Consider the following 21,887-nt stretch of genomic DNA (forward strand, 5'->3'; position numbering starts at 1 on the left):
CCGGGGGCCGCCTCAGATGTGGCCGGGTCGGGTCGCCGGCACGGTGACGGCGAGTTTGACCACGACGGAGGCGAGCACGAGGGCGAATGCGGCACCCAGGCCCGGGCCGCTGTCGACGAGGAGGCCGAAGAGGAGCGGACCGGTCGCGGCGAGCAGGTAGCCCCCACCCTGGACGAAGCCCGAGAGGGCCGCCGAGGCCTCGGGGCCGCGCGAGCGCAGGGTGATCAGCGTCAGGGCGAGCGGGAACGTCGAGATCCCGATGCCCAGGAGCACGGTCCAGAGCACAGGGGCCGCCTGCGGGGCGAGCCAGAGGCCGAGGTAGCCGGCGGCGAGGCTGAGGCAGAAGGCGATGACGATCGACGCCGCCGAGCGCAGCCGGACGGCCAGGGCGGGCAGGACGAAGCCGAGCACGAGCGGGATCGCGGTGACCAGGGCGAGCATCGCCCCGGCGAAGGCCGAGTCGAATCCGGCGCGGGTGAGCAGCGGCGGCAGCCACGTGAAGAGGATGAAGTTGTTGAACGAGGTCATGCCCGTCATCGTCATGAGCGCCCAGGCCCGCGGCGTCGAGAGCAGTCGCCTGAGCTCCCGGCCCCCGACCGCGGTGGCGCTCACCGTCGTCCGGGGCGCGGGGCGAAGGACTGTGATGACGATCCACACGGCCACGGCGACGACGGCGGTGCCGGCCCACACGAGCAGGGAACCCCGCCAGCTCAGCGCGTTCGCCAGCGGCACCGCGACGAGCGGCGGGACGAAGGTGCCGAGTTGGAGGAGGCCGACGTGGAGGGTCGAGACGGAGGCGACCCGGTCGGGGAAGTAGGCTTTGACGATCGGGGGCAGGACGACGTTGCCGATCCCCATGCCGGCCAGCGCAAGCACGCTGAGCAGCAGGAACGCGGACGGGTCGGACACGAGCGCGCGGACGCCGAGACCCACCGCGATCATCGCGGTCGCCGTGAGCGTGATCGTCACCGCGGAGAAGCGGGCGATCAGCCGTGGGGCGGCGAAGCCGCAGAGTCCGAACAGCAGCGGCGGCAGCATGCCGATGACGGCGAGGAATCCCCCGCCGAGGCGGATCTCCTCCCCCATCGCTTCGAGCAGCGGGGAGAGCCCGGTGACCCCGGGACGGAGGTTGAATGCCGCGACGACGATTCCTGTGAGGATGATCGCGGTTCTCATGGGGCCTTTCTACCACTGCCGGCACAGTCGGCCGCCGGCCGGGTCAGTTCTCCTGCTTGAGCCCTTCGACGGGAGAGAGCCGAGACGCGCGCCGGGCGGGGGCGAGGGCGGAGAGGATGCCGGCGACCACGGCGACTGCGAGGATGCCCAGGGACGCGGGGATGGACCAGTCGACGACGAAGGCGTTCGAGAAGTCGACGGTGATGAGTCGGGTGCCGACGATGCCGAGCGCACCGCCCAGGGCGAGGCCGATGAGCGCCGAGACGACGGAGATGAGGACGGCTTCGAAGGCGAGGAGGGCGCGCAGCTGGGTGAGGCTGAGACCGAGCGCCCGGAGCAGGGAGTTCTCCCGCCGGCGTTCGATGACGGAGAGGCTGATGGTGTTCGACACTCCGATGAGCGCGATGAGGACGGCGATGAGGAGCACGCCCACGGCCATGAGGAGGAGGATGTCGATGACCTGCGCGAAGAGCCCGCGGTCGACGGCGGAGCCGATGACCTCGTCGGTCGTGACATCGAGCGCCTCGGCGACGTCCTGGCGGATGCGCAGCACGTCGGTGACGCTCTGGTCGGGGCGCAGGGTGATGAGCACGGCCGTCGAGGCGGCGGAGACCCCGATCCGGTTGCCCACATCTGCGGTGGTGAAGTACACCCGATCCGACTCCCCGGACTTCTCGACCGGCAGCGAGGCCGTGGTCAGTCCACGCACCTGCACCGTGTCGCCCGTGAAGTCCTCGGGCACCGTCACGCGTCCCGGCACGAGTGTCGGGGCCGACTCGCCGAGGAGGGCGCTGAGCGAGTCCGGGTCGACGATGTAGAGCTCCGCCTCGCTGTCGACGACGGCCGCGTGATAGGCCAGAGCCGCCGTGTCGACGCCGTCGATGCCGCGGATGCGGTCGACGACGTCCTGGTCCGCGGCATTGCCGAGGTTGACGGCGACGTCGACCGGGAAGTGCTGGGTCAGGCCCGCGCCGAACGTCGCCTTCGTCGACATGCCGCCGACGACGAGCGTGGACACGAGGGTGACCCCGATGACCAGGGCCGCCGCCGTCGACCCGGTGCGCCGGCGGTTGCGCAGGGTGTTCAGCGTCGCCAGCTGCCCGGGCAGTCCCCACGGACTGACGACGAGGTCGCCGAACCACGAGACCACCGGCGGGATGATCTCACCTGAGCACAGGACGAGGCCGATGACGACGAGGGTGCCTCCGAGCGCCCCGACGAGCACCCAGACGCCGGAGGCCGCGGCGAAGATGAGGGAGAGCGCGACGGCGACGATCCCGAGTCCGATGCTCCCCCACCCCAGCAGCCGCCGGGCGCGGGACCCGGAGGTCGGTGCGCTCGGCACGTCGAAGGGCTGGAGGGCTTCGAGCGGGGTCACGGCGATCGCCGCGCGAGCGGGGCGGATCGTCGCCGAGAGGGTGAGCAGCACCCCGACGACGACGCCCGCGATGAGCGTCCACGCCGGCACGGACAGGGACACGTAGGAGAGTTCGCGCTGCCACACCTCGGCGACGATGCCGATGAGCACCGCACTGACCCCGACGCCGGCGAGCACCCCGAGGATCGAACCGACCACCCCGACGATGACGCCCTCGACGAGGACGGAGCCGTAGAGCTGGGACCGCGAGGCCCCGATGCACCGCAGCAGTGCGAGCTCCCGCCGACGCCCGGCGACGATGACGGAGAAGGTGTTCGAAACGACGAGGACGGCGACGACGACGGAGATCCCCGCACAGCCGAGCAGCATCCAGGCGATGAAGTCGCTGCCTTCGGAGAACTCGGCGACCTTCCGATCGACCGCCTCGTCGACGGTCATCGTCTCCATGCGCTCGGCCAGGGCGGTCCCGCCGAGTGCTGCCTCGATCCCCTGGCCCACCTCGGCGGGGTCAGTGCCCGTGGCCGTTCCGATCTGGATCGCGGAGACGTCGCCGGTCCGTGCGAAGTGCTCCCGGTAGCTCGCCGAGGTGGTCATCGCCCGGGCCGTGCCCACGTACCGGGGGTCGTTGCCCATCTCCGCGAGCCCGACGACGGTGAAGTCGGTCGCCGAGTGCCGCGGACCGCGGTAGATCGGCTGCGAGTCGGCATCCGTGTCGATGCGCGCCGTGCCCGTGGAGAACCGCAGAGTGTCACCCACTCGCAGGCCGAGGTCCGCGGCCGTGTCCGCGGACAGGACGAGGTCGGTGGGGCCGATCGGGCGGGTGCCGGTGGTGATGGAGAAGGTGTCGAGCCGCGGATCCACCGGGGCGGGTGTCACCGCGAAATCGGTGTCGCGCACACCGCTGCCGCGGGCCGAGGCGATCGCGGTGGCGCTGACCTCGACCGCCCGCACTCCTGGAACTCCGGAGAGCTCCCGGGTCAGGGCTGCGACCTCGGCGGGGTCGATGGCGGCTCCCGGCGCGGGCAGGACGACGACGTCGGCCCGGGCGAATGTCGCCCCGATCCCCTCCCGCATGCTCTCCTGGAGCGAGGAGTTGACGATGAGGGTGGCCGAGACGAAGCCGGCGGCCAGCGCGATGCCCAGGCCGATCGCCGTGAACCGCGCCCAGTGGACGCGGATCTGGGCGAGGGCGACTGCGATCATCGGGCGCTCAGCTCGCTGAGCGCGGTGACGACGGACTCCGTCGTCGGCGCGGTGATCTCACCGCCCACACGACCGTCCTTGAGCAGCACGACGCGGTCGGCGTGGGCGGCCGCGACGGGGTCGTGGGTGACCATGATGATCGTCTGACCGTACTGCGAGGCGGCGGCGTGGAGGAGATCGAGGACCTCGGCGCCGGAGAGGGAGTCGAGGTTGCCGGTGGGTTCGTCGGCGAAGACGACATCGGGTTTCGTCAGCAGCGCCCGGGCCACGGCCACCCGCTGCTGCTGTCCGCCGGAGAGTTCGTGCGGGCGGTGCTTGAGCCTGTCGCCGATGCCGAGGCGCTCGACGATCTCCGCCTTCCACTCCTCGTCGACGGTGCCTCTGGCCAGTGAGACCGGCAGGTCGATGTTCTGGTCGGCGTTGAGGGTGGGGACGAGGTTGAAGGCCTGGAAGATGAATCCGACGCGGTCGCGGCGCAGCTGGGTCAGCTCACGGTCGTCGAGCCCGGTGATGTCCTCGCCGCGCATGAGGATCTGCCCGGAATCGACCCGGTCGAGGCCGGCGAGAACGTGCATGAACGTCGACTTGCCCGACCCGGAGGGACCCATGATGGCACTGAAGCGGCCCGCGTCGAAGTCGACGGTGATGTCATCGAGGGCGGTCACCGCCGTCTCCTCGCGGCCGAAGCTCTTGCGCAGCCCGCGGGCGCGCAGGACCACCTCGTCCGGGTCCTTGCCAGTGTTCGCGTTCGACATCGGTGACCTCGTCAACGGTTGGGGGCGCAAACGAAGAACCGCCCACCTCGGCGATGGAGATGGGCGGATCGCTGTGCCCGCGACAGGATTCGAACCTACGACCTTCTGCTCCGGAGGCAGACGCTCTATCCACTGAGCTACGCGGGCAACGCATGTCATGCTATCACCGACGATGCACCGATCCCAAAACGACGCCCCGTGCTGGCAGCCAGCACGGGGCGAACGGGTCAGGAGCCCTTCATGTCCTTGCGACCGGGGACGTACTCCCAGTGCCAGAGCTCATAGGCATTCGCCTTGGCCCAGTCCGGGTTCTCCCAGCCGTACTTGCCGGCATTGGCTTCGAGCCAGTCGTAGTTCGAGGTGTCGAGGTCGAGGGCGAGCCCCCAGCCGTGGTTCGAGGTGCCCGGGCGGGCGGCGAAGCCGGGCTTGCGGGCGGCCACGGAGACCTGGCCGGCCATGTCGCGGTACGAGTCGGTGATGCCGATGTCCTTGCCGGTGTCCTTCTTGAACGCGGCGTTCATCTCCGCGAAGGCGACAGCGGCGTCCGAGCGCAGCTTGTGATCGCCGACGCCGACCTTGCACAGCCATTCCTCGGGCAGTTCGCCGTTCGAGGGCGAACCCTTCGGCGCCTTCCCGGAGCAGCCGGGCAGAACCGTCTTCTCGATCGCCCGCGAGGCGGCCTCGACCTTGTTCTGCTTCGCGCTCGGGGCGCCGATCTCGACGCTCGTCTTCTCGTCGGTGGCGGGGATGTCCGCGGAGACGGTCTCGGCGTTGATCGCCTTGGCCTGCGAGGCGGCGACGGTCTCGTCGACCTTGACTTCCTGTCCGCCCATGTTGCCCGCGATCATCACCGCGGCGATCGCCGTACCGGTGACGGAGACGGTGGCCAGCGCCGAGGCGGTGGTCACGCGCTTGCGGCGGACCGAGCGGAGCAGAGCGCCGTCGGAGCCGCGGCTTCCGGCGAAGGCGGCGACGGAGCCGGAGGTGCGCTCGGCGGCCATCGCGGCCCGGCGCGGCGAACCGGCCTGCGCTGCGGCCTCGGCGGCCATGGCGGCGCGACGCGGGGACAGCGACTGCGTCGCCGTGGAGGGCTGGAAGGAGGAAGAGGAAGAAGGAACGCTCGAAGAGGCGTGCTGCTTGCGTAGATCGCGGCGGCGGATCGGCGCCTCCACGGTCGAGGTCTCACTCGACATATCACTCCGTACTGTCGGGCACGCCCGCTGTCATCGCGAGCGAAGGAAAAGCTTATGTCACAACACTATAACGGCATTGTTACAGAATGTCATGTCTCGGCAACGTTTCGGCTCTCACCTCGGTCGATACGCCCGTCATGCGTGTCGGAACGAGACCTGGCAGGTCCCGGACACCCATTCTTCGTAACATTCCGTTACACAGGCCACAGTTGCGCGGAGATGCGAGTCACCGGACGTGGCCGAACTCACATCCGTCCGCGCTGCATCGCGTCCTGGACTTCGCCGACGAGCTCCTCGAGGACGTCCTCGAGGAAGAGCACGCCGAGCACCTCGTCCTCGTCCGAGAGCACCCGGGCGACGTGGATGCCGACCTTCTGCATCTGCGCGAGCGCCTCTTCGACCTCGTCGTCGGCACGGACGGTGAAGAGCGGACGGAAGCGCTTGGCGGGCACGGGCTCGGTGTCGCGATCGGTGTAGAGGACGTCCTTGATGTGGAGGTAGCTCTCCGGATAGCCGTCCTCGTCGACGACGAAGTACCGCGAGTACCCGGTCTTCCCGACGAGGGTGACGAGTTCGTCCGGTGTCACCTTCTCGCTGATCGTCACGAGGTCGGTCATCGGCACCATGATGTCGGCGGCGGTCTTGTCGCTGAACTCGAGTGCGCCCTTGAGCAGGCCGGTCTCGTCGCTGAGCAGTCCCTCGCGCTTGGATTCGGCGACGATCGACTCGACCTGTTCGATCGTGTACGCCTCGTTGACCTCGTCCCTGGGTTCGATGCCGATGAGCCGCAGCACGGCGTTGGCCAGCCCGTTGAGCGGGCGGATGACGAACCCGAAGACCCGAGAGAGGAAGACGAGCGGCGGGGCCAGCAGCATGACGGCGCGGCCCGAGGTCGCCAGGGCGATGTTCTTGGGCACCATCTCCCCGATGACGACGTGGAGGTAGGTGACGACGCCGAGGGCGAGGATGAACGAGATCGTCGTCGACAGGCTCTCGGGGATGCCGAGGCCCTCGAGCGGACCGGAGAGCAGATGCTTGATCGCCGGCTCGGAGACGTTGCCGAGCAGCAGCGAGCACACGGTGATGCCGAGCTGGCAGATCGCGAGCATGAGCGAGACGTGCTCCATCGCGTAGAGCGCGGTCCGGGCGGCAGCCGAACCTGCCGCGGCGCGCGGCTCGACCTGGGAGCGTTTCGCGGCGACGATGGCGAATTCGGCGGCGACGAAGAACGAGTTGCCCAGCAGCAGGACGACGAGCCAGATGAGGCCCACCCAGTCACTCATGCCGCACCTCCGTCCTGTTCGTAGAGGGCGTGGTCGGTGGCCCGCAGCACCACCCGGAGGCGTTCGATCCGGCGCCCGTGCATCCGCTCGACGCGGATGAGCGCATCCGGGGTGCGCACCTCGTCGCCGGGGACGGGGATGCGGCCGAGCTCCTTGAGCACGAATCCGGCGATCGTCTCGTAGTCGGGGTCCTCGGGGATGCTCAGGCCGATCGTCGTGCGGATCTCGTCGGGTCGCAGCTGGCCGGGCACGATCCACGAGCCGTCGCGGGCCGGACGGGCGGCTACGCGCATGCGGTCGTGTTCGTCGGCGACCTCGCCGACGAGCTCCTCGACGACGTCCTCGAGCGTGACGACACCGGCGGTGCCGCCGAACTCGTCGACGACGACGGCCATCTGCATGCCCTTGCCGCGCAGCTCCATGAGCAGGGGGTCGAGGCGCAGGGTCTCGGGGATCTCGGTGACCTCGGTCATCAGGCCCCCGGCATAGGCGTCGTCGCGGTTGGCCACGGGCACCGCGAAGGCCTGTTTGACGTGGACGACGCCGACGATGTGGTCCTTGTCCTCACCGGCGACGGGGAACCGGGAGTAGCCGGTCTCACGCGCCTGTTCGATGATCTGGCGCGCCGTGGTGTCCTTGACGACCGAGGACATGCGCGTGCGCGGGGTCATGACGTCCTCGGCGGTGCGTTCGGAGAAGGAGAGGGTGCGCTCGAGCAGTCCCGCCGTCTGCTCGTCGAGGACGCCCTCCTCGGCGGAGTGGCGCACGAGCGAGGTGAGCTCGTCGGGCGAGCGGCCCACCGAGCCCTCCTCCTGGGGTTCGATGCCCATGGCCAGGAGGATCTTGTTCGCCGTCCCGTTGAGCGCGGCGATGACCGGGCGGAGGACGACGGAGAAGACGTACTGGATCGGGGCGGCGATCCGGCCGGTGGCCAGGGGCACGGCGATCGCGAGGTTCTTCGGCACGAGTTCGCCGAAGATCATCGACAGCACGGTGGAGACGATGAGCGCGATCGTCAGCGCCAACGGCTCCGAGAGGCCGGGGCTCAGCCCCCACGCCTCGAAGACCGGGGAGAGCAGCCGACCCAGCGACGGCTCCATGAGGTAGCCGGTGAGCAGAGTGGTGATCGTGATCCCGACCTGGGCCGCGGACAGCTGCGTCGACAGGTGCGTCATCGACTGCCGCAGCGTCTTCGCCCCCACGACGCCGTCGGCGACGGCCTGATCGGCCGTGTGCCGGTCGAGGGTGAGGAGCGAGAATTCGGCTGCGACGAAGATGCCCGTGCCGCAGATCAGGAGGAGGGCCAGGGCGAGGAACAGCCATTCCATCAGTGACGTGTCCCCTCGGACGGGGTGAGAGTCAGATCTCTCGTGATGAGCCTCGCGGGGAGGGGGTCATCGTCTGGGGCGCCGGCTTCCCGCCGGCAGGGACTGTCACTGAGCATGGGACGATCCTACCAACTTCCGCTCACGGGTCGACCCTCTTCGTAGCCGGCGGCGCTCTGCACGCCGACGCTGGCCAGCTCGGCGAATCCGCCGAGGTCGCGGGCACCGGCATAGGTGAATGAGCTGCGCACACCGGAGGTGATCGCATCGAGGAGGTCCTCGACGCCCGGGGAGGACGGATCGATGTACATCGTCGACGAGGAGATGCCCTCCTCGAACAGGCCCTTGCGGGCACGGGAGAACGCCGACTCCGTGCGGGTGCGATTGGCCACGGCGCGCGCCGAGGCCATGCCGAAGCTCTCCTTGTACTTCCGTCCCTCACCGTCGACGAGGAGGTCGCCCGGGGATTCGTGGGTGCCGGCGAACCATGAGCCGATCATCACCTGGGAGGCACCGGCGGCCAGCGCCAGGGCGACGTCGCGGGGGTAGCGGACTCCCCCGTCGGCCCACACGTGGGCGCCGAGTTCGGCGGCCGCCTCAGCGCATTCGGCCACCGCGGAGAACTGGGGACGGCCCACGGCCGTCATCATCCGCGTCGTGCACATCGCCCCGGGACCGACCCCGACCTTGACGATGTCTGCGCCGGCGGCGACGAGGTCGCGGACCCCGTCGGCGGTGACGACGTTGCCGGCGACGATGGGCACGCCAAGGTCGGCCGCCGCGACCGCGGTGAGCACGTCGAGCATCTTCGCCTGGTGACCGTGGGCGGTGTCGATGACGAGCGCATCGGCCCCGGCGGCCACGAGCGCTCGGGCCCGTTCGACGGCGTTGCCGTTGACGCCGATCGCCGCGGCGATCTTCAGGCGACCCTCGGCGTCGAGGTTGGGGGTGTAGATGGAGGAGCGCAGCAGCGACTTCGGGGTGAGCGCGCCGAGGAGGACGCCGTCGTCGTCGACGACCGCGGCGTAGTCGGTGCGCGCTTCGTTCATCGTCTCGAACAGGGCGGCCAGGGCCTCCGGGTCCTCCCAGTCGACCTCGGAGGCGCGGATGACCTGCGGCGAGGTCTGCATGAGTTCGCCGACCGAGGCGAAGCGGTCGACGCCGCGCAGATCGTCGGCGGCGATGATGCCCTCGAGCCGACCCGCCTCGTCGACGACGACGCCGAATCCGTGGGAGCGCTTGCCGAGGACGTGGAGGGCGGAGAGCACGGTGTCGCCTGCGGAGAAGCGCAGCGCGGATTCGAAGACGCGGTCGCGGCTCTTGACCCAGCCGATCGTGTCCTCCGCGGCGGTGAGCGGGATGTCCTGGGGCAGGACGGCCAGCCCGCCGCGGCGGGCCATCGTCTCCGCCATCCGGCGGCCCGAGACGGCCGTCATGTTCGCCGCGACGATCGGCGTCGGCGAGGCGGTGGGGTCCGTCGTCGTGAGGTCGACGTCGAAGCGCGAGGTCAGCGCCGAGGAATTGGGGACAAGGAAGACGTCGGAATACGTGAGGTCGTGATCCGGTTGGTGTGAAATGAAACGCATGACACTATTGTCCCCCATGTGCACATAGCGGAGCACATCGCGTTAGGCTGGTATGTGTCGTATTGCAGCTATTCTTGAACAGGAAGTAGGCGATCAGCGCCGTGTCCGTCAATACTCCGAACCGCACCGTCGACGACTTCGGATCGAACGAGTGGTTGGTTGAGGAACTGTACGAACAGTACAAGTCAGACAAGAACTCTGTGGACAAGTCGTGGTGGCCGTTCTTCGACCAGTACGAGAAGACGGACGGAGCGCAGACGACCTCCGCTGCGGATTCCGCACCTGCGGGCCAGTCGACGAAGCCTGCGGCGAAGTCCGAGCAGGCGGCAGAGCCCACGAGCTCCTCCGCCAAGACCGCCCCGCAGTCGAAGGACGCAGCCCCGTCGAAGGATGCAGCCCAGACCGGCCGTCCCGACGCGGTGCCGACCTCGAAGGAATCCGCCCGCGGCGTCTCCCCGTCCTCGGCGGAGTCCGAGACGCTCAAGGCCGAGACGAAGTCGGTGCCGAAGGTGACGACGAAGGACACAGAGCCGAAGCCGGCCCCGGAGGAGACGGTCACCCCGCTGCGCGGGCCCGCGAAGCTCATCGCCAAGAACATGGACGAGTCGCTCGAGATGCCGACGGCCACCTCGGTGCGGGCCCTGCCGGCGAAGGCGCTCATCGACAACCGCATCGTCATCAACTCCCACCTCAAGCGCACCCGCGGCGGCAAGGTCTCCTTCACCCACCTCATCGGCTTCGCCGTGATCCGGGCGCTGAAGAACTTCCCGTCGATGAACGTCTCCTACGACGTCCGCGACGGCAAGCCCGCGATGGTCTCGCCCGCGCACATCAACTTCGGCCTCGCGATCGACGTCCCGAAGAAGGACGGCACCCGATCGCTGCTCGTGCCCAACGTCAAGAAGGCCGAGACGCTGTCCTTCCGCCAGTTCGTCGACGCCTACGACGGGCTCGTCGACAAGGCCCGCAAGGGCAAGCTCACCGCCGATGACTTCGCCGGCACGACCGTGTCGCTGACGAACCCCGGCGGCATCGGCACCGTCCACTCGATCCCCCGCCTGACCAAGGGCCAGGGCGCGATCGTCGGAGTCGGTGCGCTCGACTACCCGGCCGAATTCCAGGGTGCGAGCCAGAAGACGATCAACAACCTCGCCGTCTCGAAGGTCCTCACCCTGACCTCGACCTACGATCACCGGGTCATTCAGGGCGCCGGCTCCGGCGAGTTCCTCAAGCTCGTCCACGGCTACCTGCTCGGCGAGGATGGCTTCTACGACGACGTCTTCGAGTCCCTGCGCCTGCCGTACGAGCCGGTCCGCTGGGTTCCCGACGTCTCAGCCGAGGACCAGGACGACGTCAACAAGACCGCGCGCGTCATCGAGCTCATCGACGCCTACCGGACCCGCGGCCACCTCATGGCCAACATCGATCCGCTCGTCTACCGGCAGCGCTCGCACCCCGACCTCGACATCAACCAGCACGGCCTGACCCTGTGGGACCTCGAGCGCGAGTTCCCCACCGGCGGCTTCGGCGCGAAGCCAATGATGGCCTTCCGCAACATCCTCGGACTGCTGCGCGAGAGCTACTGCCGGACCATCGGGTTCGAGTACATGCACATCGCCGATCCGCTCCAGCGCCGCTGGTTCCAGGCGAAGATCGAGGTCCCCCACCAGGAGCTCACGCGCGCCGAACAGGGTCACATCCTCGGCCGCCTCAACGCCGCCGAGGCGTTCGAGACGTTCCTGCAGACGAAGTACATCGGCCAGAAGCGCTTCAGCCTCGAAGGCGGCGAGTCGGCCATCGTCCTCCTCGACGAGGTCCTCAACCAGTCCGCGGACTCCGGACTCGAAGAGGTCGCGATCGGCATGGCCCACCGCGGTCGCCTCAACGTGCTCACGAACATCGCCGGCAAGTCGTACGCGCAGATGTTCCGCGAGTTCGACGGCACGATGTCACCCGACAGCGTGCAGGGCTCCGGCGACGTCAAGTACCACCTGGGCACGCAGGGCTCGTTCACCTCGCCCTCGGGCAATTCGACGAACGTCTACGTCGCGGCGAACCCGAGCCACCTCGAGACCGTCGACCCGGTCCTCGAGGGCATCGTGCGCGCGAAGCAGGACGTCATCGACCAGGGTGAGACCGGTTTCACGGTCCTGCCCGTCCTCGTCCACGGCGATGCCGCGTTCGCCGGTCAGGGTGTGGTCGCCGAGACGCTCAACCTCTCCGAGCTGCGCGGCTACCGCACCGGCGGCACGATCCACATCATCATCAACAACCAGGTCGGGTTCACGACTCCGCCCGCCTCGGCGCGGTCGTCGTTCTACTGCACGGACATCGCGAAGTCGATCAACGCCCCGATCCTCCACGTCAACGGCGATGACCCCGAGGCCGTCGTCCGCGCGGCCCGGCTGGCCTTCGAGTACCGGCAGGAATTCAACCGCGACGTCGTCATCGACCTCGTCTGCTACCGTCGCCGCGGCCACAACGAGGGCGACGACCCGTCGATGACCCAGCCGCTCATGTACTCCCTCATCGAGAAGAAGGGGTCGGTGCGCAAGCTCTACACCGAGTCCCTCGTGGGCAGGAAGTGCATCACCGACGACGAGGCCGCCGAGGCGCTCAAGGACTACCAGTCGAAGCTGGAGTCCGCGTTCGCCGAGACGAAGGCAGCCGAGTCCGGCTCCGGCAAGGGCAGCGCCTTCAACGCCCCGCACCGTCCCAGCGACATCGAAGCGCTCAACGACGTGTCCACGGCGATCAGCCCGGAGACGCTGAAGCTCATCGGCGAGGCGTTCGTCGACGTGCCCGAGGGCTTCACCGTCCACAAGAAGCTGCGGGCGCTGCTCGAGAAGCGCCGGGAGATGGCGCTGCACGGCGGCATCGACTGGGGCTTCGCCGAGCTGCTGGCCTTCGGCTCGCTGCTCATCGAGGGCATCCCCGTCCGGCTCGCCGGCCAGGACTCGCGCCGCGGCACCTTCGTCCAGCGCCATTCGGTGCTCATCGACTCGGTCAACGGCAACGAGTGGACGCCGCTGCAGAACCTCAGCGACGACCAGGCCCGCTTCTACGTCTACGACTCCCTGCTCAGCGAGTACGCGGCCGTCGGCTTCGAGTACGGCTACTCGGTCGAGCGCAAGGACGCCCTCGTGGCGTGGGAGGCGCAGTTCGGCGACTTCGCGCAGGGCGCGCAGTCGGTCATCGACGAGTTCATCTCCTCCTCCGAGCAGAAGTGGCAGCAGAACTCCGGTGTCGTCATGCTCCTGCCCCACGGCTACGAGGGACAGGGACCCGACCATTCCTCGGCGCGCATCGAGCGCTACCTGCAGCTGTGCGCGGAGTCGAACATGACGGTGGCCTTCCCGTCCTCGGGCGCCTCGTACTTCCACCTTCTGCGCCGGCACGCGCTGACCCCGAACAAGCGTCCGCTCATCGTCTTCACCCCGAAGTCGATGCTGCGCCTCAAGGCGGCGGCGAACTCGCCGGAGGACTTCACCTCCGGGAAGTTCGAAGCCGTCATCGACGATCCGAGCGTCGATCCCTCGCAGGTGAAGAAGGTCGTCCTCGTCTCCGGCAAGCTCTACTGGGAGCTGCTCGCCCAGCGCGAGAAGGCAGGCGACGACACGACCGCGCTCGTGCGCGTCGAGCAGCTCTACCCGCTCGACGAGACCGCGATCACCGCTCTCCTCGACCGCTACCCGGCCGACGCCGAACTCGTCTGGGCGCAGGAGGAGCCGGAGAACCAGGGTGCATGGCCGTTCATGGCCCTCAACCTCACCCCGCTCCTCGGCGGTCGTGACCTCACCCTCGTCGCCCGTCCCGCCTCGGCGTCGACGGCGACCGGACTCAAGCACGTCCACGAGCTCCAGCAGGAAGAGGTCGTCGGCAGGGTGCTGCAGCGGTGAGCTCCGAGACCTCGACGACGATCGCCGTGGTCGGCGGCCCCCTGGTGGCCGGCCACGGCGACGGCCGCGGTCTCGGATGGGTGGGCAGGGTGACCGCGCGGACTCTGCCGTCGCTGCCCGGTCTGCGCGTCTATCCCCTGGCCGTGGGCCGGGAGGATTCCGCAGGCCTCCACGCGCGAGCGATGTCCGAAGCCGCGCTGCGCTTCACCGAGGACGGCGACAACCGTCTCGTCCTCGCCCTCGGCTCCGGAGACCTCGACACGGGCCGCTCCGTCGCCCGGGCGCGACTCGATGTCGCCAACGTCTTGGACGAGGCACTCTCCCGCAAGGTCTCCGCGTTCGTCATCGGGCCCCCGCCCGATCACGGCACCGACCGCAACCGGGCGATCGCGGAGCTCAACGGCAGCTTCTCCGATGTCGCCAAACGCCGCGGCATCCCCTACGTCGACACGTACACTCCGCTGCTCGGCCATCCGGTCTGGCAGCGCGAGCTCGCGTCCTCCCATGACCGTCTGCCCGCCCAGGAGGGCTACGGGCTGCTCGCGTGGCTCGTCCTCCACCGCGGGTGGTTCCCGTGGCTGGGAGTCAGGGACGTCCTCGGCGACGACGCGTGAACTTGGACCCCGGTCCGCTGACGTGAAACAATGAACCGTCCAATCGAAGGAGAACTGCTATGAGCAAGCGAGGCCGCAAGCGTCGCGATCGCCGTCGTTCGAATGCCAACCACGGCAAGCGTCCGAACAGCTGATCCAGCGTGCACTCAAGGTGCACACACGAAGGCGGGGAGAGTCAGATGACTCTCCCCGCCTTCGTATTATTTCTTAAGCGCAGGTGTCAGCGCAGCGCTGCCCGTGCTCAGCGCTGCGCGTCGTTCTCAGCGCTGCCAGCGGACCTGTTCGACGGCGATGCGCCGCCGGATCTTCTCCTTCAGCCCCAGGGGCGCCTCCTCCCGACCGCACGAGCGGCGGACGACCTCTTTGAGCATCGCCTCGATCTCGTACTCGTCATGGCAGGAGGGACAGTGCTCGAGGTGGATGGAGATCTCACGGATCTCCGTGGTCGTCAGCTCACCGTCGAGGTAGTGGTAGATGCGCATGAGCGACTCGGCGCGCACGCTCTCACAGCATTCGCTCTCACTCATTTCTTCGCACCTCCCTCGGACGTGCCGAAGCCGCGCTCGGCCGCGTACTCCGAGAGCATCTCGCGCAGCTGGCGGCGGCCCCGGTGCAGGCGCGACATCACGGTGCCGATGGGAGTGTCCATGATCTCGGCGATCTCCTTGTACGGCAGGCCTTCGACGTCGGCGTAGTAGACGACCATCCGGAAGTCCTCGGGCAGAGCCGAGAGGGCGTCCTTGATGTCGGAGTCGGGCAGGTGGTCGAGGGCCTCGAGTTCGGCGGACCGACCTTCGGACGAGGTGTGGCTCGCCGCCTGGGCGATCTGCCAGTCCTCGATGTCCTCGCTGCCGTGCTCCTGCGGCTGCCGCTGCTTCTTGCGGTAGTTGTTGATGAAGGTGTTCGTGAGGATCCGGTAGAGCCACGCCTTGAGGTTCGTGCCGGGGGTGTACTGGTGGAACGCTGCATAGGCCTTCGCGTACGCCTCCTGAACCAGGTCCTCGGCGTCGGCGGGATTGCGGGTCATCCGCAGGGCCGCAGCGTAGAGCTGGTTGAGGTATTCGAGGGCATCGCGCTCGAAGCGGGCCGAGCGCTCGGCTTCGGTCTCGGCTTCGGTGGCTTCTCTGACTGATTCGGTCATCACGGTCAATGGTACGCCCGATCTCTCCAGCACGGCAGTGGCGCTCATCGACTCCTCCTCATCCTCGGTTCACTCGGACCCTGCACACAGCCCACGCCGAGGCGGGTCCCGGGTCGCGGGGGCTGCGAGCCCCAGCGACGTCTGCTCAGTGAACGCCCAGCGGCGGTCACGATATTCCCGTCTCGGCTATGCTTGCGGGTGAGATGCCCGACAGCGTCAGGAAGGAACCCTGTGTCTCCGATTCGTCTTCTCGCCCGGCCCATGCTGGCCGCCGGCTACATCAGCAACGGCGTCGCCCGACTCCGCCACCCTGAGGCGGCCGCGGCCTCGATCTCACCCCTGCTCGCTCAGGCGCGCAAGCGGGTCGATGTGCCGCTCGACGCGACGACCCTGGCCCGGGCGACGGGCGCCGCACAGGTCGCCGCGGGCTCCCTACTGGCGATCGGCCGCTTCCCCCGCTTCAGCGCCTCGATCCTCGTCGGGACCTACCTGCTCGACACCATCGGCGAACGCATCGCCGCCGAGAAGGCCACGTCGAAGGAGGAGAAGCGCGCACGCCTCGAACGCACGCTCACCCGCACCTCGATGCTCGGCGGTGCCCTGCTCGCCAGCGTCGACACCGCCGGCAAGCCCGGACTGTGGTGGCGCACCCAGCACGCCGCCGAAGACCTGTGGTCCTCGGTCGAGAACACCTCGAAGCAGGCAATGAGTGCCCTTGGCGTCGACTGAGGCCGCGCCCGTGGCCTCCGGGGACTGGCGACCGGCGCCCCCGGCCGGACGGATCGACGCCGTCGTCACCGTCCCCGGGTCGAAGTCGCTGACCAACCGATACCTCGTCCTCGCCGCACTCGCCGAATCCGAGTCGATCGTCCGCGGGTGGCTGCGCAGCCGTGACACCGAGCTCATGGTCGCGGCCCTGCGACAGCTCGGCGCGACGATCGTCGAGGACGGGGACGCGCTCGTCGTCACTCCCATCGACTTCGCCACGGCCGCCTCGGCGGGACCGGCGGTCATCGACTGCGGACTCGCGGGCACCGTCATGCGCTTCGTGCCTCCGATCGCGGCGGCCACGGGTCGGGAGGTCGTCATCGACGGCGACGAGCAGGCCCGGGTGCGTCCTATGGATGTCACCATCGAGTCGCTGAACCGCCTCGGCGCGACGATCACCGCAAGCGACGGCACTCTGCCGATGACGATCCACGCCGGGTCGGCGCTGCGCGGGGGTCACCTCGAGATCGCGGCGGGCTCCTCGAGCCAGTTCGTCTCCGGTCTCCTGCTCGCCGCTGCGGCGATGCCGCTGGGCCTCGACCTGAGCAACCGCGGCCGGCCCGTGCCCAGCCGGGCGCACATCGACATGACCCTCGAGGTCCTCGCCGACGCCGGGGTCGATGTCAGCGAACCCGATGCCGAGCACTGGATCGTCGAACCGGGACTGCCGCGCGGACTCGACGTCGTCGTCGAACCCGACCTGTCCAATGCCGCAGCCTTCCTCGCTGCGGCGCTCGCGACGGGTGGGACGGTGACCGTGCCGGGGTGGCCTGCGCACACGACCCAGGCAGGCGATGACTTCCGGCGCATCGCCGCGGCCTTCGGCGCCGAGGTCGACCTGACCCGGCAGGGCCTGCGCGTGAGCGGACCGGCCGTCCTCTCCCCCGTCGACCTCGACCTCTCCGCGGTCGGCGAGCTCACCCCCGTCGTCGCGGCCCTGGCCGCGCTCGCGCCGGGCACCTCTCATCTGCGCGGCATCGGCCACCTCCGCGGGCACGAGACGGACCGGCTGGCAGCCCTGACCGCCGAACTCAGCGCGCTGGGCATCACCGTCGCCGAGGCCCCCGATGCGCTGACGATCACCGGCGGCCGCCTCGGCGCCGGCCTCTGGCACACGTACCACGACCACAGGATGGTCATGGCGGGAGCGGTGCTCGCCCTCGTCGGACCCGGCATCGTCATCGAGAACGTCGGCACGGTGGGCAAGACACTGCCGGAGTTCGCTCAGCTGTGGGAAGCCATGCTCGGCTCCGAGGCCTGAGATGGCGCGCATCTTCCGCGACGAGGACTACCGTCCGCGACCGAACCGGAAGGGCACTCGCCCCCGCACGAAGAACCGCCCCAGCCATGAGGAGGCGGTGACCGGTCTCGTCATCGCCGTCGACCGGGGCCGCTACCGCGTCGTCCTCGCCGACGCCGCCGGCGCCTTCGACGCCGAGGGAACGACGGTGACCGCGGTGCGGGCCTCCCACCTGCGCCGAGTGGCCGTCGTCCCCGGCGACATCGTCCGCATCGTCGGCGACACCTCGGGCGCCGAGGGCAGCCTGGCCCGGCTCGTCGAGGTCACCGAGCGGCGCACCCTGCTGCGCCGCAGCGCCGATGACACGGACCCGACCGAACGCGTCATCGTCGCCAACGTCGACCTCATGGGCATCGTCACCGCGACGCTCGACCCGGAACCCTCCTTCGGGCTCATCGATCGGGCCCTGACCGCGGCCATCGACGCGGGAATCACCCCGCTCATCATCGTCACGAAGACGGATCTCGCGCCCGCCGACGAGATCGCCCGGCGCTTCTCCGCCGCCGAGGTCGACATCGTCTCCTCGGGCCTGCGCCCCGACGGCAGCCTCTCCGACGACGAGGTGGCCTCTCGGCTGGCCGGTCACATCAGCGTCCTCGTCGGCCATTCCGGGGTCGGCAAATCGACGCTGACGAATGCCCTCGTGCCCGCCGCCGACCGGGCCACCGGGGACGTCAACGACGTCACCGGCCGCGGTCGCCACACCTCCTCCTCGGCGGTGTGCCTGCCGCTGGCGACCGGCGGCTGGCTCATCGACACCCCCGGAGTGCGCAGCTTCGGCCTCGCCCACGTCGACCGGGACGGTCTGCTCGCCGCATTCCCCGAACTCGTCGAGGCGACCACCGAATGTCCGCGCGGGTGCACCCACCTCGCCGATGCCCCCGGCTGCCGACTCGACGCGTGGGTGGCCGAGGGCCGGGGCGGGCCCGGCGGGGTCTCACGGCTGGAGTCGCTGCGGAGGCTGCTGGCCAACGCTGGCTAGAGTGGAGGGATGAACGACCTCGATCTCGCCCTCGACCTCGCCGATCTCGCTGATTCGCTCAGTCTCTCCCGCTTCATCGCCCAGGACTTCACGATCGAGACGAAACCGGATCTCACCCCCGTCACCGAATGCGACCGGGCCGTCGAAGCCGCGATCGTCGAACGGCTCGCGCTCACCCGGCCGGAGGACAGCGTCCTCGGTGAGGAGTTCGGTGCGCACGGGACGAGTGAGCGCCGATGGATCATCGATCCCATCGACGGGACGAAGAACTACGTCCGCGGCGTCCCCGTGTGGGCGAGCCTCATCTCCCTCTACGAGGGTGAGCGTCCGCTGCTCGGCGTCGTCTCCGCCCCCGCCCTCTCCCGCCGCTGGTGGGCAGCCGCGGGGCAGGGAGCGTTCGCTTCGTTCGCGGGCGGACCGGTGCGTCGGATCGCGGTCTCCGGGGTCGACGACCTCGGCGATGCCTCTCTGTCATTCGCATCGCTGAGCGGTTGGCGGGATCTGGGTGTGCGGGACGACTTCATCGCCCTGACCGACCGGGTGTGGCGCTCCCGCGGGTACGGGGACTTCTACTCGTACATGCTCGTAGCCGAGGGGGCCGTCGACATCGCGTGCGAACCCGAGCTCGCCCTCTACGACATGGGGGCGCTCGTGCCGATCGTCGTCGAGGCGGGCGGGACATTCACGAACACGCGCGGCGTCCCCGGTCCCTTCGGCGGGAATGCGGTGGCGACGAACGGGCGGCTGCACACCTCGGTGCTCGACGCCCTCGGTCGGCCGGAGGTCGCCTCATGAGCATGCCGGACCTCTCACGCTCCCCGCTGTGGCGGGAGATGGCCGAGGCGGCGGGACTCATCGGGGCGGACGGGACGATCTCGGAGACGATCTACGGCGAGATGACCCAGCTGGCGATCCGGACCGGGGCGATCAACCTCGGGCAGGGCGCCCCGGGCACGGATGCTCCGCCTGCGCTCATAGAGGCGACCGCCGAGGCGATGCACGAAGGGTACAACCAGTACGCTCCCGGTCAGGGTCATCCCGCTCTGCTCGAGGCCGTCGCCCGACAGCGGGCACGGGACTTCAGTCAGGCCGTCGACACCGAAGAGGTCCTCATCACCTGCGGGGCGACCGAGGGGCTGACGGCGGCGATCCTCGCGCTCGTGCCCCGAGGCGGAACGGTCGTCGCGTTCGAACCGTTCTACGACTCGTATCCGGCCGCGGTGGCCGCCGCCGGTGGAGAGTTCGTCACAGTTCCCGTGCTGCCCGACGGCGACGGCGGCTTCCAGCCCGACTGGGAGGCGTTCGCTGCCGCGATGGCGACCGGGCCGGCACTCGTCATCGTCAACACTCCGCACAATCCCACCGGGTTCGTCTTCTCCCGTGCCGATCTCGCCCGCATCGGGGAGGCGGCCGAGTCGGCCGATGCGTGGATCCTCACCGACGAGGTCTACGAGCAGCTCGTGCTCGGTGAGGCGGCGCATGTGCCTCCGGCGCTCGCGGTCACGGACGCCTCCCGGGTCGTCACCGTCTCCTCGGCGGGCAAGAGCTGGAACATCACCGGCTGGAAGCTCGGGTGGGTCATCGCCGCCCCGCCGGTGCGTGCCGCGATCCAGGCCGTCAAGCAGTTCCTCACGTTCACCGGAGGCGGGCCGATGCAGATCGGGCTCGCCCGCCTGCTGAACTCCGACGACGCCTTCGTCCTGTCGAACCGGCGGTCACTGGCCGAACGGGCAGGATTGCTCGTGCCGGCGTGTGAGAGTGTGCCCGGGGCTGTCGTCTCGAGGCCGGCGGCAGGATACTTCACGGTGGTCGACTTCTCCGCGCTCACGGAACTCGATGCGTTCGCGCTCAACGACCTCCTCGCCCGCGAGCACGGCCTCGTCGGCATTCCCGTGCCAGCCCTGTGCCGGGCGGGGACTCCCGCGCATGCGGCGTACCGGAGTGCGATCCGGTATTCGTTCTGCAAGTCGCCTGCCGACGTCGAGGAGGGTGCTGCACGCTTCCGGACGCTCGCCGCCTCACTCGAGGCAGATCCCGACCTGCTTCGGCGCTGAGTCGCTGTCGTGAAGCGCCGAACGCCTTCGGCACTGACCGATTGCGGCGCTGATCGACTGAGCCGGGAGGCTGACCCTGGGCGCTTTGCTCTAGTCACCTGACCCTGGGCGACCGCTGATCGTGCCGAAGGGCCACAGAGCCGCAGAGACGACGCAGCGGACCGTTCCGGAAGGAACGGTCCGCTGCGTATTGATCGGCGCGAATGGGGCCGAGCGATCAGGCCTTCGCGAGCTCGAGCTCGAGGGCGATCTTGATCTTGTCGGAGACGAGGAGCTCGCCGCCGCCGAGCACGGCGCTGAACTCCATGCCGAACTCCTTGCGGTCGACCGTCGTCTCGGCCGAGAGGCCCGCAACCGGAGTGCCGGCCGGATCGGTGCCGGCGCCGTTGAATTCGGCGTTGAAGACCACGTGCTTCGTCACGCCGCGCATCGTCAGGTCGCCTTCGAGAGCGAACTCGTCACCCGATTCGGCCTTGATGCCGGTCGAGGTGAAGGTGAGCTTCGGGTGCTGATCGGCGGCGAAGAAGTCGCTCGTCTTCAGGTGCTGGTCGCGCTGGGCGTTGCGCGTGTTGATCGAGTCCACGACGGCCTCGGCGGTCACCGAGCTGTCCTCGAGCGTGTCGCCGACCTCGACGGTGCCGGCGATCGTCTCGAAGTTGCCGCGGACCTTCGACACACCGGCGTGGCGGGCGGTGAAGGTGAACTCGGAGTGGTTCGGGTCGATGTTCCACGTGCCGGCGCTGAGTCCGTTCGGAAGAGCGGTCATCTGGCTTGTCTCCTTATGGTTGAAATTTGAAGTACATGAAGGACTATAGTTCAACGTTCAACTACATGCAAGTCCCCCTCGCGCAAGATCCAGCCGCCTCTCAGGATGGGCGGCGAGAGTGAACCCCAGGTTACCGTGTGGCAAAGGTCACTTGTCCAGGATTTGTCTCCGGGAAATGCGCTCCTGTATTGTTGAGACCACGCCGCGGGGTGGAGCAGTTCGGTAGCTCGCCGGGCTCATAACCCGGAGGTCGGAGGTTCAAATCCTCCCCCCGCCACCACAGTGGCAGAACCCCCAGTCAGTTCAACTGACTGGGGGTTCTTCTCATTCACGCACCCTCCCCTGCCTGGTCACTCTCGATCCACGCCGAGGCGGAATATCGGGGTTATAGGACAGAAAGTGTGTCTTTTCCGGGCGCGTCACCCGCGTCGTCCTCCCCACCCCTTCTGGATGCCGATGCCGTC

Annotated in this window: 18 protein-coding genes and 2 tRNA genes; 9 read left to right on the top strand and 11 right to left on the bottom strand. The window is 68.9% G+C overall.

All coding sequences use genetic code 11. The features are described 5' to 3' along the window. Positions 1-12: 12 nt before the first annotated feature. The 8 genes from AAHA49_RS14835 to guaB1 form a co-directional block, all read right to left on the bottom strand. Complete coding sequence (locus AAHA49_RS14835; RefSeq protein WP_342038822.1) at positions 13-1,176, bottom strand: MFS transporter; 1,164 nt, start codon at positions 1,174-1,176, stop codon at positions 13-15. Between the two features lie 43 nt (positions 1,177-1,219). Beyond that, complete coding sequence (locus AAHA49_RS14840) at positions 1,220-3,757, bottom strand: ABC transporter permease (protein WP_342038823.1); 2,538 nt, start codon at positions 3,755-3,757, stop codon at positions 1,220-1,222. Further along, the gene (locus tag AAHA49_RS14845) at positions 3,754-4,512 is read right to left on the bottom strand and encodes an ABC transporter ATP-binding protein (RefSeq protein ID WP_342038824.1); all 759 of its coding nucleotides are present in this window, start codon (positions 4,510-4,512) and stop codon (positions 3,754-3,756) included. The genes AAHA49_RS14840 and AAHA49_RS14845 overlap by 4 nt, the downstream gene beginning before the upstream one ends. 74 nt (positions 4,513-4,586) lie before the next feature. Continuing rightward, positions 4,587-4,659 (bottom strand) — tRNA-Arg (locus tag AAHA49_RS14850). 80 nt (positions 4,660-4,739) lie between these two features. Continuing rightward, complete coding sequence (locus tag AAHA49_RS14855; RefSeq protein WP_342038825.1) at positions 4,740-5,705, bottom strand: M15 family metallopeptidase; 966 nt, start codon at positions 5,703-5,705, stop codon at positions 4,740-4,742. Between the two features lie 245 nt (positions 5,706-5,950). Then, entirely contained in the window at positions 5,951-6,988 is a 1,038-nt protein-coding gene (locus tag AAHA49_RS14860; protein ID WP_342038826.1) for a hemolysin family protein, read from the bottom strand. After that, positions 6,985-8,316, bottom strand: coding sequence for a hemolysin family protein (locus AAHA49_RS14865; RefSeq protein WP_339391878.1), 1,332 nt, complete (start codon positions 8,314-8,316; stop codon positions 6,985-6,987). Before AAHA49_RS14865 ends, AAHA49_RS14860 begins: the two co-directional genes overlap by 4 nt. Positions 8,317-8,441: 125 nt before the next feature. Further along, positions 8,442-9,899, bottom strand: a complete 1,458-nt coding sequence (gene guaB1 / locus AAHA49_RS14870; RefSeq protein WP_342038827.1) for a GMP reductase — start codon at positions 9,897-9,899, stop codon at positions 8,442-8,444. Positions 9,900-10,000: 101 nt separating this feature from the next. Between guaB1 and AAHA49_RS14875 the strand changes: the two genes are divergently transcribed. From AAHA49_RS14875 to AAHA49_RS17870, 3 genes are read left to right on the top strand one after another with little or no spacing between them, the layout of a single operon-like run. Further along, positions 10,001-13,798 (top strand): multifunctional oxoglutarate decarboxylase/oxoglutarate dehydrogenase thiamine pyrophosphate-binding subunit/dihydrolipoyllysine-residue succinyltransferase subunit, encoded by a 3,798-nt coding sequence (locus tag AAHA49_RS14875; RefSeq protein WP_342038828.1) that lies wholly within the window; start codon positions 10,001-10,003, stop codon positions 13,796-13,798. Next, a complete protein-coding gene (locus AAHA49_RS14880; RefSeq protein WP_342038829.1) occupies positions 13,795-14,412 on the top strand; it encodes a GDSL-type esterase/lipase family protein in 618 nt (205 codons plus the stop codon). The genes AAHA49_RS14875 and AAHA49_RS14880 overlap by 4 nt, the downstream gene beginning before the upstream one ends. Positions 14,413-14,471: 59 nt before the next feature. Beyond that, a complete protein-coding gene (locus tag AAHA49_RS17870) occupies positions 14,472-14,546 on the top strand; it encodes a 50S ribosomal protein bL37 (protein ID WP_100227367.1) in 75 nt (24 codons plus the stop codon). A gap of 126 nt (positions 14,547-14,672) precedes the next feature. Here AAHA49_RS17870 and rsrA read toward each other — a convergent pair whose 3' ends face one another. Together rsrA and AAHA49_RS14890 are read right to left on the bottom strand one after the other, a co-directional pair. Further along, positions 14,673-14,939, bottom strand: a complete 267-nt coding sequence (gene rsrA, locus AAHA49_RS14885) for a mycothiol system anti-sigma-R factor (RefSeq protein WP_339391882.1) — start codon at positions 14,937-14,939, stop codon at positions 14,673-14,675. Beyond that, the gene (locus AAHA49_RS14890) at positions 14,936-15,553 is read right to left on the bottom strand and encodes a sigma-70 family RNA polymerase sigma factor (protein WP_422614403.1); all 618 of its coding nucleotides are present in this window, start codon (positions 15,551-15,553) and stop codon (positions 14,936-14,938) included. The genes rsrA and AAHA49_RS14890 overlap by 4 nt, the downstream gene beginning before the upstream one ends. A 231-nt stretch (positions 15,554-15,784) precedes the next feature. Here AAHA49_RS14890 and AAHA49_RS14895 point away from each other — a divergent pair, with 231 nt between their 5' ends. Genes AAHA49_RS14895 through AAHA49_RS14915 form a run of 5 tightly spaced genes read left to right on the top strand, consistent with a single transcriptional unit; the run spans position 15,785 to position 20,657 of the window. Then, a complete protein-coding gene (locus tag AAHA49_RS14895; protein ID WP_339391884.1) occupies positions 15,785-16,282 on the top strand; it encodes a DoxX family protein in 498 nt (165 codons plus the stop codon). Next, the gene (gene aroA, locus AAHA49_RS14900; protein ID WP_342038830.1) at positions 16,269-17,582 is read left to right on the top strand and encodes a 3-phosphoshikimate 1-carboxyvinyltransferase; all 1,314 of its coding nucleotides are present in this window, start codon (positions 16,269-16,271) and stop codon (positions 17,580-17,582) included. The genes AAHA49_RS14895 and aroA overlap by 14 nt, the downstream gene beginning before the upstream one ends. Position 17,583: 1 nt before the next feature. After that, positions 17,584-18,603 carry a ribosome small subunit-dependent GTPase A gene (gene rsgA / locus AAHA49_RS14905; RefSeq protein WP_342038831.1) on the top strand — a complete coding sequence of 340 codons (1,020 nt, stop codon included), beginning with the start codon at positions 17,584-17,586 and terminating at the stop codon, positions 18,601-18,603. A gap of 9 nt (positions 18,604-18,612) precedes the next feature. Next, positions 18,613-19,398: a histidinol-phosphatase gene (gene hisN, locus AAHA49_RS14910; RefSeq protein ID WP_342038832.1), complete on the top strand. Its 786-nt coding sequence runs from the start codon at positions 18,613-18,615 to the stop codon at positions 19,396-19,398. Beyond that, on the top strand, positions 19,395-20,657 hold the full coding sequence (locus tag AAHA49_RS14915; RefSeq protein WP_342038833.1) for an aminotransferase class I/II-fold pyridoxal phosphate-dependent enzyme: 1,263 nt from the start codon (positions 19,395-19,397) through the stop codon (positions 20,655-20,657). Before hisN ends, AAHA49_RS14915 begins: the two co-directional genes overlap by 4 nt. Positions 20,658-20,874: 217 nt before the next feature. Here the strand turns inward: AAHA49_RS14915 and AAHA49_RS14920 are convergent, their stop codons facing one another. Then, entirely contained in the window at positions 20,875-21,423 is a 549-nt protein-coding gene (locus tag AAHA49_RS14920; protein WP_342038834.1) for a YceI family protein, read from the bottom strand. A gap of 203 nt (positions 21,424-21,626) precedes the next feature. Between AAHA49_RS14920 and AAHA49_RS14925 the strand changes: the two genes are divergently transcribed. Next, a tRNA-Met gene (locus tag AAHA49_RS14925) sits at positions 21,627-21,703 on the top strand. Positions 21,704-21,887: the final 184 nt, after the last annotated feature.

The organism is Brevibacterium ammoniilyticum, assembly GCF_038429965.1.
GTDB lineage: Bacteria > Actinomycetota > Actinomycetes > Actinomycetales > Brevibacteriaceae > Brevibacterium > Brevibacterium ammoniilyticum.

What these genes read in the sequence shown, in the direction of transcription:
- AAHA49_RS14865 (WP_339391878.1), bottom strand. Translation starts at nt 8,316, where the DNA reads ATGGAATGGCTGTTCCTCGCCCTGGCCCTCCTCCTGATCTGCGGCACG.
- guaB1 (WP_342038827.1), bottom strand. Translation starts at nt 9,899, where the DNA reads ATGCGTTTCATTTCACACCAACCGGATCACGACCTCACGTATTCCGAC.
- rsgA (WP_342038831.1), top strand. Translation starts at nt 17,584, where the DNA reads ATGGCGCGCATCTTCCGCGACGAGGACTACCGTCCGCGACCGAACCGG.
- rsrA (WP_339391882.1), bottom strand. Translation starts at nt 14,939, where the DNA reads ATGAGTGAGAGCGAATGCTGTGAGAGCGTGCGCGCCGAGTCGCTCATG.
- hisN (WP_342038832.1), top strand. Translation starts at nt 18,613, where the DNA reads ATGAACGACCTCGATCTCGCCCTCGACCTCGCCGATCTCGCTGATTCG.
- AAHA49_RS14845 (WP_342038824.1), bottom strand. Translation starts at nt 4,512, where the DNA reads ATGTCGAACGCGAACACTGGCAAGGACCCGGACGAGGTGGTCCTGCGC.
- AAHA49_RS14920 (WP_342038834.1), bottom strand. Translation starts at nt 21,423, where the DNA reads ATGACCGCTCTTCCGAACGGACTCAGCGCCGGCACGTGGAACATCGAC.
- AAHA49_RS14915 (WP_342038833.1), top strand. Translation starts at nt 19,395, where the DNA reads ATGAGCATGCCGGACCTCTCACGCTCCCCGCTGTGGCGGGAGATGGCC.
- AAHA49_RS14890 (WP_422614403.1), bottom strand. Translation starts at nt 15,553, where the DNA reads ATGACCGAATCAGTCAGAGAAGCCACCGAAGCCGAGACCGAAGCCGAG.
- AAHA49_RS14835 (WP_342038822.1), bottom strand. Translation starts at nt 1,176, where the DNA reads ATGAGAACCGCGATCATCCTCACAGGAATCGTCGTCGCGGCATTCAAC.
- AAHA49_RS14840 (WP_342038823.1), bottom strand. Translation starts at nt 3,757, where the DNA reads ATGATCGCAGTCGCCCTCGCCCAGATCCGCGTCCACTGGGCGCGGTTC.
- AAHA49_RS14855 (WP_342038825.1), bottom strand. Translation starts at nt 5,705, where the DNA reads ATGTCGAGTGAGACCTCGACCGTGGAGGCGCCGATCCGCCGCCGCGAT.
- AAHA49_RS14860 (WP_342038826.1), bottom strand. Translation starts at nt 6,988, where the DNA reads ATGAGTGACTGGGTGGGCCTCATCTGGCTCGTCGTCCTGCTGCTGGGC.